The sequence below is a fragment of the Curtobacterium sp. DN_7.5 genome (assembly GCF_022655355.1).
Taxonomy (GTDB): Bacteria; Actinomycetota; Actinomycetes; order Actinomycetales; family Microbacteriaceae; genus Curtobacterium; species Curtobacterium luteum.
Window position 1 is genome coordinate 2,357,956 of sequence record NZ_CP093378.1, and the last position, 12,482, is coordinate 2,370,437.

General features: G+C 72.9%; 11 protein-coding genes. 4 read left to right on the plus strand and 7 right to left on the minus strand.

Going from position 1 to position 12,482, the window contains the following annotated elements; translation table 11 throughout:
* Position 1: 1 nt before the first annotated feature.
* The 3 genes from MON03_RS10785 to MON03_RS10795 form a co-directional block, all read right to left on the minus strand.
* Positions 2–1,309, minus strand: coding sequence for a UDP-glucose dehydrogenase family protein (locus MON03_RS10785; RefSeq protein WP_242088359.1), 1,308 nt, complete (start codon positions 1,307–1,309; stop codon positions 2–4).
* Between the two features lie 99 nt (positions 1,310–1,408).
* Positions 1,409–1,960 (minus strand): PH domain-containing protein, encoded by a 552-nt coding sequence (locus MON03_RS10790; RefSeq protein ID WP_022902656.1) that lies wholly within the window; start codon positions 1,958–1,960, stop codon positions 1,409–1,411.
* 4 nt (positions 1,961–1,964) lie between these two features.
* Positions 1,965–2,786, minus strand: coding sequence for a biotin--[acetyl-CoA-carboxylase] ligase (locus tag MON03_RS10795; RefSeq protein WP_022902657.1), 822 nt, complete (start codon positions 2,784–2,786; stop codon positions 1,965–1,967).
* A 74-nt stretch (positions 2,787–2,860) separates the two neighbouring features.
* On the opposite strand from MON03_RS10795, the gene MON03_RS10800 reads away from it, so the two are divergent.
* Both MON03_RS10800 and MON03_RS10805 read left to right on the plus strand, forming a co-directional pair.
* A complete protein-coding gene (locus MON03_RS10800; protein ID WP_022902658.1) occupies positions 2,861–4,456 on the plus strand; it encodes an acyl-CoA carboxylase subunit beta in 1,596 nt (531 codons plus the stop codon).
* 98 nt (positions 4,457–4,554) lie between these two features.
* Complete coding sequence (locus MON03_RS10805; protein ID WP_175329390.1) at positions 4,555–4,812, plus strand: acyl-CoA carboxylase subunit epsilon; 258 nt, start codon at positions 4,555–4,557, stop codon at positions 4,810–4,812.
* Positions 4,813–5,384: 572 nt separating this feature from the next.
* Here the strand turns inward: MON03_RS10805 and MON03_RS10810 are convergent.
* The 4 genes from MON03_RS10810 to MON03_RS10825 all read right to left on the minus strand — a co-directional run bounded on the left by MON03_RS10810 (position 5,385) and on the right by MON03_RS10825 (position 9,792).
* Positions 5,385–6,434: a DUF8320 family protein gene (locus tag MON03_RS10810; protein ID WP_022902660.1), complete on the minus strand. Its 1,050-nt coding sequence runs from the start codon at positions 6,432–6,434 to the stop codon at positions 5,385–5,387.
* Positions 6,431–7,678, minus strand: a complete 1,248-nt coding sequence (locus tag MON03_RS10815) for a sensor histidine kinase (protein ID WP_242088360.1) — start codon at positions 7,676–7,678, stop codon at positions 6,431–6,433. Before MON03_RS10815 ends, MON03_RS10810 begins: the two co-directional genes overlap by 4 nt.
* A gap of 11 nt (positions 7,679–7,689) precedes the next feature.
* A complete protein-coding gene (locus MON03_RS10820; protein WP_242088361.1) occupies positions 7,690–8,406 on the minus strand; it encodes a response regulator transcription factor in 717 nt (238 codons plus the stop codon).
* A gap of 126 nt (positions 8,407–8,532) precedes the next feature.
* Positions 8,533–9,792, minus strand: coding sequence for a class I SAM-dependent RNA methyltransferase (locus MON03_RS10825; protein ID WP_242088362.1), 1,260 nt, complete (start codon positions 9,790–9,792; stop codon positions 8,533–8,535).
* 14 nt (positions 9,793–9,806) lie between these two features.
* Between MON03_RS10825 and MON03_RS10830 the strand changes: the two genes are divergently transcribed.
* Entirely contained in the window at positions 9,807–10,598 is a 792-nt protein-coding gene (locus MON03_RS10830) for a Maf family protein (protein ID WP_242088363.1), read from the plus strand.
* Positions 10,599–10,677: 79 nt separating this feature from the next.
* Positions 10,678–12,450, plus strand: coding sequence for an acetyl/propionyl/methylcrotonyl-CoA carboxylase subunit alpha (locus tag MON03_RS10835; RefSeq protein WP_242088366.1), 1,773 nt, complete (start codon positions 10,678–10,680; stop codon positions 12,448–12,450).
* Positions 12,451–12,482 lie beyond the last annotated feature (32 nt).

The following is a 12,482-nucleotide window of genomic DNA, read 5'->3' on the forward strand; positions in this document are numbered from 1 at the left end:
CTCAGCGCCCCATGCCGCGGTACGTGAACCCGGCCGCCGTCCAGGCGTCGCGGTCGAGGCAGTTGCGTCCGTCGACCACGACCGGGCTGGCGACCAGTCCGGCGACCTCGGACGCGTCGAGCTCGCGGAACTCGTTCCACTCGGTCAGCACCAGGACGAGCTCGGCACCGCGGAGCGCGTCCGCGGCGGTCTCGGTGTAGTCGAGCTCGGGACGGACGCGGCGGGCGGTCACGACGGCCTCGGGGTCGTACGCCGCGACGTGGGCGCCGAGGGCCTCGAGTCGGCCGGCGATGTCGAGCGACGGCGAGTCGCGGACGTCGTCGGAGTTCGGCTTGAACGCCAGGCCGAGCACCGCGACCCGCTTGCCCGCGACGTCACCGCCGAGGAGCTCCTGCGCCAGCGTGACGACGTGGTCACGGCGGCGGAGGTTGATCGCGTCGACGTCGGCGAGGAAGGCGAGCGAGTCCGGCACGCCGAGCTCGGACGCACGCGCCTGGAAGGCACGGATGTCCTTCGGCAGGCACCCGCCGCCGAAGCCGAGGCCGGCGTTGAGGAACTTCCGGCCGATGCGGGCGTCGTGCCCGATCGCGTCGGCGAGGGCGGTGACGTCCGCACCGACGACCTCGGCGATCTCGGCCATCGCGTTGATGAAGGAGATCTTGGTCGCGAGGAACGCGTTCGCGCTGACCTTCACGAGCTCGGCGGTCGGCAGGTCGACGACCAGGCGCGGGGTGCCCTCGGCGAGCGCCGACGCGTAGACCTCGTCGAGGACGGCGGTGGCCCGCTCGCCCTGCTCGCCGGCGGGAACGCCGTAGACCAGGCGGTCGGGCGAGATGGTGTCCTGCACGGCGAAGCCCTCACGGAGGAACTCGGGGTTCCAGACCAGCGTGGCGCCCGGCACGGCGGCCTCGACCTCGCCCGCGAGCCGCGCGGCGGTGCCGACGGGGACCGTGGACTTGCCGACGACGTAGGCCTCCGCGGAGAGGTGCGGGACGAGGGACGCCACAGCGGCGTCCACGTACGTGAGGTCGGCCGCGCCGGTCGGGCCCTGCGGCGTGCCGACGGCGAGGAAGTGCACGGTGGCGTCGGCGACCTCGGCCATGTCGGTCGTGAAGCGGATGCGGCCCGAGGCGAGCGCCTCGGTCAGGATCTCCGGCAGACCGGGCTCGAAGAAGGGGGCCTCGCCCGCGGCGAGGCGCTCGATCTTGCCGGGGTCGACGTCCACCGCGACGACGTCGTGCCCGAGCTTGGCCATGGAGGCGGCGTGCACGGCACCGAGGTAACCGCAGCCGATGACAGAGATACGCACGGGAAGACGGTACAGGTTCCTGCACGGCTTCACACCGAAGGCCGGGCGCGCGGCACGTCGCAGCACCCCCGCGCGCGCCAGCGGTGGGCGGGCGTCGGCTCAGCCGCGGACGTCGCCCCACGGCGGCCGCTCGGCCCCGCCGCCCACGATCTCGTCCCAGTCCGGCTCGCGGTGCCGCCGGCGCGCCTCGTGGGCCTCCACCAGGTCGTGCAGCACGGCGACGACGAGGTCGGCGTGCGGGACGTCGGCGAGCACCGCCACGGGATCGTCACCCGGGAACACGAGCACGTCCCCGGAGCGGAACACCCCCTGCAGACCGCGCCGGCGCACGGTCACGTCGTACCCGCGGGCGTGCAGGAGCTCCCGGCGGGTCCGCGTGCCGAGTCCGTGCACGACCACGAGCCGCCGGGTGGTGACGACGTAGCGCTGGGACATCCACCGGACGAGCGGGACCACCCCGCCGACAACGAGCAGCAGCAGCACGACGACCGCCACCACCACGTTCAGCCAGGCCAGCTGTGCCCGGAAGACGCCGAACCCGAAGCCGCCGGCCGCGGTCACGAGCACCACGAACACGGCGGGGCGGACGAGCCGCCGTGCGTGCGGCCGGAGCCGGGCGACGACGCGCTCGGGCGGCGGCTCGGCGGTCATGCCCTCATGCATAGCGCAGGTGCGTGACGTCGCCCACCGCGACGCCCCTGGTGGCACCGTCCCGGTGCCGGATCGTGATCCGGCCGTCGTCGTCGATGCCGACCGCGTCGGCCTCCTCCACCGTGCCGTCGGGCAGCTCGAGCCGGATCCGGCGACCGATCGTGCCGCACGCTGCACGGACGTCGGACCGGACCGCCTCGGCGGCCGCACCGCCCGTGGCGAGGGCGACCACCGCCTCCAGGACGGCACCCCGGAAGGCGACGAGCACCGCGTCGGCGAGGTCGGGTGCGGTCCCCGTGACGCCGGCGACGGCGAGCGAGGTCGAGGTCGGGGTCGGGAGTGCGTCGGCGGGGATCGTGAGGTTGACCCCGGCACCGACCACGACGCTGCCGTCGGCGGCGACCTGGCAGAGGATGCCGCTCACCTTGCGTTCGTCGAGGTGGACGTCGTTCGGCCACTTGACCTCGACCACCGGCCGGGAGGCGCGGGTCGTCCCCGGCGCGCCGGGCACCAGGGCGTCCACCGCGTCGCGCAACGCACGGCCCGCGACGAGCGGCAACCAGCCGCGCGACCGGTCGTCCAGGTCCGCGCGGACGAGCAGGCTCGCCGCGAGCGTCTGCCCGGCGGGCGCCGACCACGAGCGGTCGAGGCGGCCGCGGCCGGCGGTCTGGTCGAGCGTCGCCACGACACTGCCGTGCGCCAGGTCCGGCGCGACCGCGAGGAGGTCCGCGTTGGTCGAGCCGGTCGTGGGCGGCACGACGAGCGTCGCACCGTCCGCCTCGACCTCGGCACGGGTGAGCGGGAACGACGACGCGGGTGTGGACATGCACGCAATCTACGGGCAGGAACCGTGGACGACCTCCAACCGTGGGCGTCCGGGGCCGCCGGTATGGTGAGCGGGTGACTCAAGGTGACACCCCCGATCTCTCGACGACCGCCGGCCGGCTCGCCGACCTCCGCGACCGGTACCACGAAGCCGTGACCGCCGCGGGCGAGGCAGCCATCGCGAAGCAGCACGCGAAGGGCAAGGGCACCGCCCGGGAGCGCATCGAGCAGCTCCTCGACGACAACTCGTTCGTCGAGTTCGACGAGTTCGTCCGGCACCGCACGACCGCGTTCGGCATGGACGCCAAGCGCCCCTACGGCGACGCGGTCGTCACGGGCGTGGGCACGATCCACGGCCGGAACGTCGCGGTGTACGCGCAGGACTTCACCGTGTTCGGCGGGTCCCTCGGCGAGGTCGCCGGCGAGAAGATCATCAAGGTCATGCAGCACGCGCTGAAGACGGGCGTGCCGATCATCGGCATCCTCGACTCCGGTGGCGCACGCATCCAGGAGGGCGTGGTCGCGCTCGGCAAGTACGGCGAGATCTTCCGCCTGAACACCCAGGCGTCGGGCGTCATCCCCCAGATCTCGATCGTCATGGGCCCGGCGGCCGGCGGCGCGGTGTACTCCCCCGCCCTCACCGACTTCGTCATCATGGTCGACAAGACGAGCCACATGTTCGTCACCGGTCCGGACGTCATCAAGACCGTCACGGGCGAGGACGTCGGCTTCGAGGAGCTCGGCGGCGCGCAGACCCACAACCAGGTGTCCGGCGTCGCGCACTACCTCGCCGAGGACGAGACCGACGCACTCGACTACGCCCGGTCGCTCATCGGGTTCCTCCCGGACAACAACCTCGCCGACGCCCCGGCCTACGACGTCGCCCCGGAGCTCGAGACGACCGACGCGGACCACGAGCTCGACGTCGTCATCCCGGACTCGACGAACCAGCCGTACGACGTGACGACGATCATCGAGCACGTCGTGGACGACGGCGAGTTCCTCGAGGTCCAGCCGCTCTTCGCGCCGAACATCCTGATCGGCTTCGGCCGGGTCGAGGGCCGCACGGTCGGCATCATCGCGAACCAGCCGCAGGCGATGGCCGGCACGCTCAACATCGACGCCGGTGAGAAGGCCGCCCGCTTCGTGCGGTTCTGCGACGCGTTCGGCATCCCGATCCTGACGCTCGTCGACGTGCCCGGCTACCTCCCCGGCACCGACCAGGAGTGGACCGGTGTCATCCGCCGCGGCGCCAAGCTCCTGTACGCCTACGCCGAGGCGACCGTACCGCTCGTCACCGTCATCACCCGCAAGGCGTACGGCGGTGCGTACATCGTGATGGGGTCGAAGCAGCTCGGCGCGGACATCAACCTCGCGTGGCCGACCGCCGAGATCGCGGTCATGGGCGGACAGGGTGCCGTCAACATCCTCTACCGCTCGGAGATCAAGCGGGCGGAAGAAGCCGGCGAGGACGTCGCCGCGGTCCGGACGAAGCTCGCGAACGAGTACACGTACAACGTCGCGTCGCCGTACCTCGCGGCGGAGCGCGGTGAGCTCGACGGCATCATCCAGCCGCACGCCACCCGCGTCTCGGTGATCAAGGCGCTCCGTGCCCTGCGCGGCAAGCGCGCCTCGCTGCCGCCCAAGAAGCACGGGAACATCCCGCTGTGACCGACGCGGTCGACCCGTCGAGCACGGGAACATCACCGTCACACGGGGTGACCGACCCGGTCGACCCGTCGAGCACGGGAACATCACCGTCGCGTCAGGTGACCGGCAAGCACGCCGCCGCCGTCCCCGCCGACGTTCCGACGACGGTCGCGGACGTCCGGGTCGTGGGCGGTGACCCGACCCCCGAGGAACTCGCGGCCGTCATCGCCGTGCTGCAACGGCAGGCGGACGAGGTGGCAGCGGCAGGACGCTCCGAGGTGACCGTGTCGCCTCGTGCCGGCTGGGACGCGTCGGCTCGCGGACTCCGTCGGCCGCTCGACCACGGTCCCGGCGCCTGGGGTCGATCCCTCCGCTGACCGATCCGCGCGGCGCGCCTTGTGCCCACGGGGGGAACCGCGCGACGATGTACCCCTGCCCCGCGGACGGTCGGAACGGTTGCAGGTTGCACTTCCCGACCGGTCTCCCCTCGTCCGGGGGACACGACTGCTCGAACTCGCCCGATTCGGTCGGATTTGTCCCCCATAATGACGACTGACACGACCGTGCGAGGTCGGCATCATTGTTCGTGTTCGGTGTCCTTCACAGAAGAACATCGCAGGACGGTGGCCGACTAGGGTACGAAGCCACCGCCCGCTGCGAGTCAGGGCGATATTCGGGTTGTCGCCCAGACTCGGGTCGTGAACGGGCCGGTCGGATTCCGACCGGCCCGTTCCCCGTCTCCGGGCCGTCCGGTCGTGCTGCATCCTCCGTCGCGCTGCGCGACGGCCCCGCACCCGACGGGCGGCACGCTGCCAGCCCGCCCCGCGCCGGGCGGGAGGCACGCTGTCAGCCCGCCCCGCGCCTCCAGGCCGTCGTGGGCCCACCTGGCGCACCTGGCCCACCTCGCGGCGTCGGACCGTCGTGTGGGCGCTCCGCCAGCGCGCCGCCGTCAGGCGACGAGGTGCCGCGGGATCTCCATCCACAGGGCGACCGAGTCGTCCTCGTCGCCGTCCTCGTCGTCGAGCCCGGCGCCGAGCGCCGCCGACTGGCTCGCGGCGACGTCGAGCCGGAGTCCGACGACCGTCACCGCGGTGTCGGCGCCCTCGCCCACCGTCCGGACGATGACGTTGTCCGCGCCACGGGCCTGCCGGAGCGCGTCCGCGACCTGGGCGTGGATCCGACGGATGTCGTCGGCCTCCAGGTCGTCCAGCCCACCGTCGTCGTGCAGCTGCACGGTCGCTCCGGCACGGCGCAGCCGCATCACCTCGGCGCGGACGTCGTCGGAGAGCAGGGAGCGGCCGCGGATCTCGTCGCGGATCGCCTGCTCGAGGTGGAGGCACTCCTCGCGCTCGTCGTCCGTCAGCTCGCCGTGCGCGTCGATGATCCGCTGCAGCATCGGCAGCGCCATGCGCGTGGTCTGGCTCAGCCGGAACTGCCGTTCGAACACGTGCGCGTCCTGAGCGGCCTGCCAGTCCTCGGTCTCCTGCTCGGCCCGGATGAAGTCGCGCCGGACCCGCGTCGCGCGGTTCATGGCGACCGAGAAGACCGTGGCGATGGCGACCCAGGCGACGCTCCCGAGGACGCCCAGCGAGCCGAGCGCCTCGAGGCCGGCCCACGCGACCGTGTGCACCGCGAGGAACCCGACCCCGGCCCACGCGAAGGCGCCGCGACCGCGCACGACGAGCACGACCATGAGGGTGCCCACAGCAGCGATCCACCACGTGGCGTACCCCGGACCGGAGCGCAGCTCGACGACGGGGGCGGCGACGACCGGCATGACGACGGCCGTGGCGAGCGAGAAGCACGCCGCCCAGACCGGGAGCGCCCGACCCGGGGCGAACAGCGCTGCACCCGTCGCAGCGGCGTAGAGCACCATGCACGCGACGATCGGGGCGACCTCGTGCACGCGCGGCAACGTCGTGGCGGCGAGGACCAGGTGGTAGACGGAGAACAGCGCGGCGAGCCCGATCGCGACGCCCGCGGGGATGGAGACCTTCACGCTGCCTCCTCGGTCGAAGGCGTCCAGGAGAGCCGCACGGTGGTCCCCCGGCCGGGAGCGGAGTCGACCTCCGCCGTGCCGTCCACCGCGACCACCCGCTCGATGATCGACCGTCGGACGCCGAGCCGTTCGGCGGGGATGCCGGCGAAGTCGAAGCCGGCCCCGTCGTCACCGACCTCGATGCGGACCCCGGGACCCTGCTGCTCGACGAGGACCCAGCGGTCCACCTCGGCACCGCCGGCGTGCTGGACGGAGTTCACGGCCGCCTGGAGCGCTGCCGAGGCCAGGGCGTCGGCCACGACCGCGGGCAGGCGGACGTCGCCGACCCGACGCTCGACGAGCCGGACGGGCGCGGCGAGGGCCGAGACGGCGCTGCAGATGCGGCTGCGGAGTTCCACGAGCGACACCGGGCCCGCAGCTCCCGGGGTGTCCGACGCTGCGGCGGCGAGGTGGTCGATGGCGTTGCGGGCCATGCGGGCGGCGAGGGCCTTCGCGTCGACGGTCTCCGCACGGGCAGCCGACAGGAGTGTGGTGAGCACGCTGTCGTGCACGATCGCGTCGACCTGGACCCGCTCGACCTCGGTGGCGTGCTCGCGGATGGCGGCCGAGTACCGACGGACCGCGGTGGCCTGCGCGGCGTCCACCGCCGTGGCGGCACGGCGCAGCACCACGGCGATGATGAGCACCGCGCCGCTGAGGATGGCGGTGTAGACGCCGTCGAGCAGCGCCCGGGTCAGCCCGACGTGCCCACCGACGGGCAGCAGCCGGATCACGACGTAGACCGCGGGTGCGAGCGCGGTGTACACGGTCGCCCGCCACGCGGCGAAGCCCATCGCCGCCGCCGCCGAACCGACGGTGATGAACCACCACGGCCACGGGACCTGGTCCGCCGGGATCGGCTCCTGCACGGTGGAGGGCCACGAGACGAGCGCGACCAGGAAGAGGAGCGCGCACGCGATCTGGGCCGGTTGCGCCAGCCGGGGCAGGAACGCTGCGACGGCGACGAACACGAACGACGCGGCGAGCGCCACGGCCACGAGCGGTCCCCACACCGGGTGGAGGTACGGGAGCTGCCCGAGCACCGCCGGGGTGTCCGCGGCGCCGAGACCGACGGCGGCCATCGCGAGGAGGATCGTGAACGCCCGCTCGACCGACGCCTGGGTGATCGTCGCCCGGACGTTCCGCGAGGGATCGGCACCGAACGGTGCTCCCCCGACGACCGTCGGCGACGGTCCGACCCCCACCGCCATCGTGGTCAGCGGCCGTCGGCGTCGGGGTCGATCCCCGAGTCGAGACCGGGGAGGATGCCGTCCTCGACGGCACGGCGGAGGAGGTCGACCTTGGTCGGCGCGGGTCGTCCGACCTCGACGTACTTCACGCGGATGCGGTCGAGGTACTCGCGGGCGGTGGAGTACCCGATGCCGAGCTGCTGGGCGGCGAGCTTGAGCGGCAGCCCGGACGCGTAGAGGTGCAGGATCTCGCGCTCACGACGACCGAGCTGGGCCTTCGCGAAGTCGCGGTCCGCGTCGATGGCGCTCGCCCACTCGAGGTTGTTGAGCACGTCGCCACGTGCGACGGTGGCGACGGCGGCCATCACGGTCTTCGTCGCGGAGGACTTCGGGATGACCCCGGCTGCCCCTGCAGCCAGCGCCTCACGCACGTTCGCCACCCGGTCGGCGATGGAGTGCACGAGCACGGCCGACCCGGTGCCCTGCACACCCTTGACGTTCTCGGTCACGGTCGAGCCGTCGCCGAGCGACAGGTCGAGCACGACGACGTCGACCTCGCGGTCGCCGAGTTCACGGATGTACTCCGGGACGCTCGCGGCGGTGAGGACGACCTCGAAGCCCTCGTTCTGGCACGCGGCCTGGATGCCGAGCCGGACCGACTCGTGGTCGTCGACGATCGCGACGCGGACCGGCGTGGTCTGGACGTCCGTCGCGTGGGAAGTGGGTGTCGTTGCTGCTGCCACGGTGGCCTCTCGTTCCGATGCGCACTCCGGTCCCTGATACCGGAACGCATCATCGGCCAAGGATACCCAGGTCGGACCCAGGTCCGGCGGCGCTGATGACGTGACGCGCCGACGTGACGTCCGGTGTCAGGCGGCGGGGACCAGTCGCGCGACCGCCTCCATGTGGTGCGTGTGCGGGAAGAGGTCGAACGCGCGGAGTGCCTCGAGCCGGTAGCCGAGGTCCGCGAACGTCGCGACGTCACGGGCGAGCGCGACGGGGTCGCACGCCACGTAGACGACCTGTGCGGGCTGCAGCGCGGCGATCTGCACGACGACCTCGCGGCCGGCGCCGGAACGGGGCGGGTCGAGGACGACGGTGCCGGCACGGAAGCGGGCGCGTTCGTGCGGCGAGGCACCGGCGGCCGTCCGGGCGAGCCAGCGGTCCACGCGGCCCGTCTCCGCGCGGGCACCGATCCACTCGGCCAGGTTCTCCTGCGCGTGCTCGGTCGCCCGCTCGGACCCCTCGACGCTCGTCACCTTCGCACGGGGGCCGACCAGGTCGCCGAGGGCCGCGGCGAGCAGGCCCACACCGCCGTAGAGGTCGAGGTGCTGCCCCTCCGGGTCGAGCCGGTCCGGGTCGACGAGGTCCTGCACGGCGGCGGTGAGCACGGCCGGGGCCTGTCGGTGCACCTGCCAGAAGCCGTTGTCGTCGACGGCGAAGGTCCGCTCCCCCACGGTCTCGGTGACGACGGTCGGCTTCTGCTCGTCGATGACGAGTCGCGCGCCCTCGGACCCGCTCGGGGCCAGCACGTCCACGACGGAGGCGCCGGGCATGGCGCCACGGCCGAGGGGGGCGTTCTCCTGCACGACGGCGCTCGCGAGGGGCAGGGAGGTCACCGGGACGACGGTGTGCGAGCGGGCGGCGAACGGTCCGGGGGTGCCGTCGGCGTCGACGTGCAGTCGGACGCGCGTGCGCCAGCCGAGGCCGTTCGCCGCGTCGTCGCCCGGCACCGCCTCGACCACGACGTCACGGCCGAGGACGTCGGCGAGGTCCGTCCGGGCGAACCGGGCGAACGCGTCGACCAGCACGTCGTGCTTCAGCGTGCGCTGGTGCGACAGCGCGATGTGGCCGAACTCGGCCCCGCCGGCGCGGACCGCCGGGTCGCGGTCGAGGCCGGCCTCGGGCCAGACGTGGTCGACGCGGTGCTCGCTCGGCTGCTGCACCGAGACGGTGTCCGCGCGCCAGAACGACTTCTTGCGGTCCTCGGTCACCCGCGCGGTGACGCGTTCGCCCGGGATCGCGTCCGAGACGAACACCACGCGTCCCTCGTGCCGTGCCACCGAGATGCCGCCGTGGGCGATCCCGGTGACGTCGAGTTCGAGCAGCGTTCCGACGGATTCACCCATGGTTCGATGTTCCCATGCGTCTGTACCTCGCGAGTACCTCCCCCGCCCGTCGTGCCCTGCTCGCCCAGACCGGCATCGAGCCCGTGCTCGTCGCCCCCGGGGTCGACGAGGACGCCGCGGTCGCCGCACACGAGGCGACGCTCGGCCGGCGGCTGACCGGACCGGAGCTCGTGTCGCTGCTCGCCGTCGCGAAGGCGTCGGCCGTCGCCGACGCGGAGGTCGCCGGACGCGGGGTGGACGGGTTCGTGTTCGGCGGCGACTCCGCCTTCGAGGTCGACGGCACCCTCTACGGCAAGCCCCACGACCCCGAGGTCGCGCGGGAACGGTGGCGGCAGATGCTCGCCGTCGGGGGCGGCACCCTGTGGAGCGGCCACTGCGTGCTGGACCGGCGTGCGGACCGTCCCGGGACCGGTGACGGCGCCACCCACCGGCCGGGAGGCGCGGGGCGGGCCGGCACCGTGCCTCCCGGCCGTCAGGTGCCCACCTCCACCGCCGGGGACGGCCTGATCGCGGAGGTCACGCCCGGCGGGTCCGCGATGGTCGCCGACGGCGACCGCGTCGTCGCCGTGGACAGCGCGGTGCTCACCTTCGCCGACGACGTGTCCGACGACGAGATCGACGCCTACGTCGCCAGCGGCGAACCGCTCGAGGTCGCCGGGGCCTTCACGATCGACGGCCGTGCGGCGGCGTACATCACGCGGATCGACGGCGCGCCCTCGGCCGTCGTCGGTCTGTCGCTGCCGGTGCTGCGCTCGATGCTCCTGCGCGGGTTCGGCGCGACCTGGCACGACCTGTGGTCGATGTAGACATCCACACTTCTTCCCGTCGGTTCTTTGTGGGTGCCAGTCAATTCGGGCCGCCGCCGCACGAATACGCTGGCTTACCATGCCCCGTATCAGCAAGGTCCTCATCGCGAACCGCGGCGAGATCGCCGTCCGCATCATCCGCGCGGCCCGCGACGCAGGCAAGGCATCGGTCGCCGTCTACGCCGACCAGGACCGTGACGCCCTCCACGCCCGCCTCGCCGACGAGGCGTACGCGCTGAACGGCACCACGAGCGCCGAGACCTACCTCGTCATCGACAAGATCATCTCGGTCGCCCGCCGCTCCGGCGCGGACGCCGTGCACCCGGGGTACGGGTTCCTCGCCGAGAACGCCGACTTCGCCCGTGCCGTCATCAACGCCGGGCTGACCTGGATCGGCCCCTCGCCGGAGTCCATCGAGCAGCTCGGTGACAAGGTGTCCGCACGCCACGTGGCCGAGAAGGTCGGCGCGCCGCTCGCCCCCGGCACGATCGAGCCGGTCGAGGACGCCGCCGAGGTCATCGCGTTCGCCGACGAGGTCGGTCTGCCGGTCGCCATCAAGGCGGCATTCGGCGGCGGTGGCCGCGGCCTGAAGGTCGCCCGCACGCGCGACGAGGTCGCCGCGCAGTTCGAGTCGGCGACCCGCGAAGCCATCGCGGCCTTCGGTCGTGGGGAGTGCTTCGTCGAGAAGTACCTCGACAAGCCCCGGCACGTCGAGACCCAGTGCCTCGCGGACGAGCACGGCAACGTCGTCATCGTCTCCACGCGCGACTGCTCGCTGCAGCGTCGACACCAGAAGCTGGTGGAAGAGGCTCCGGCGCCGTACCTGACGGACTCCCAGAAGGAGCGCCTGTACGAGTCGTCGAAGGCGATCCTCCGCGAGGTCGGCTACGTCGGCGCCGGCACGTGCGAGTTCCTCATCGGGGCCGACGGCACCGTGTCCTTCCTCGAGGTGAACACGCGCCTGCAGGTCGAACACTGCGTCTCCGAGGAGGTCACCGGCATCGACCTCGTCCGCGAGCAGTTCCGCATCGCGGAGGGCGGCGTGCTCGACTACGACGACCCTGAGCCGCGCGGACACTCCTTCGAGTTCCGCATCAACGGCGAGGACGCCGGGCGCAACTTCTTCCCGGCGCCGGGCCCCGTGCACGCGTTCAACGCCCCGTCCGGCCCCGGCGTCCGCGTCGACTCGGGCGTCGTGTCCGGCGACGTGGTCTCGGGTTCGTTCGACTCGATGCTCGCGAAGCTCATCGTCACCGGTGCCACGCGCGCCGAGGCTCTGGAGCGGTCGCGCCGTGCCCTCGCCGAGTTCGAGGTCACCGGCCTGCCGACCGTGCTGCCGTTCCACCGCGCGGTCGTGTCGGACCCGGCGTTCGCCACGTCCGACGACGAGCCGTTCAGCGTCTACACGCAGTGGATCGAGACGGACTTCGTCAACGACATCCCGGCGTGGAGCGGCGCGACCGAGGAGCTGCCCGCTCCGGCGTCCCGCGACACCGTCGTCGTCGAGGTGCAGGGCAAGCGCATCGAGGTCACCATGCCGTCGATCGTCGGCGGTGGCGCTGCTGCCGGTCGACGTCCGGCCGGGCCCTCCGCTCCCCCGAAGCGTCGGTCGTCCGGCGTGCGTGGCGGGCTCGCCTCGTCGGGATCGGTCACGTCCCCGATGCAGGCCACCGTGGTCAAGGTCGCGGTCGCCGAGGGTGACACCGTGGTGAAGGGCGATCTGCTCGTCGTCCTCGAGGCCATGAAGATGGAGCAGCCCGTGCAGGCCACCCGCGACGGCGTGGTCAAGGCGCTGAACGCCCCCGTCGGCCAGACGATCTCGTCCGGGCACGTGCTGCTCGAGCTGGCGTAGGCGCGGCTCGCGGCGCGGCGCGGCGCCGCTTC

Bases quoted from the DNA above. Each gene is read 5' to 3' on its own strand.
- MON03_RS10835 (WP_242088366.1), top strand. From the start codon at position 10,678: ATGCCCCGTATCAGCAAGGTCCTCATCGCGAACCGCGGCGAGATCGCC.
- MON03_RS10830 (WP_242088363.1), top strand. From the start codon at position 9,807: ATGCGTCTGTACCTCGCGAGTACCTCCCCCGCCCGTCGTGCCCTGCTC.
- MON03_RS10790 (WP_022902656.1), bottom strand. From the start codon at position 1,960: ATGACCGCCGAGCCGCCGCCCGAGCGCGTCGTCGCCCGGCTCCGGCCG.
- MON03_RS10795 (WP_022902657.1), bottom strand. From the start codon at position 2,786: ATGTCCACACCCGCGTCGTCGTTCCCGCTCACCCGTGCCGAGGTCGAG.
- MON03_RS10825 (WP_242088362.1), bottom strand. From the start codon at position 9,792: ATGGGTGAATCCGTCGGAACGCTGCTCGAACTCGACGTCACCGGGATC.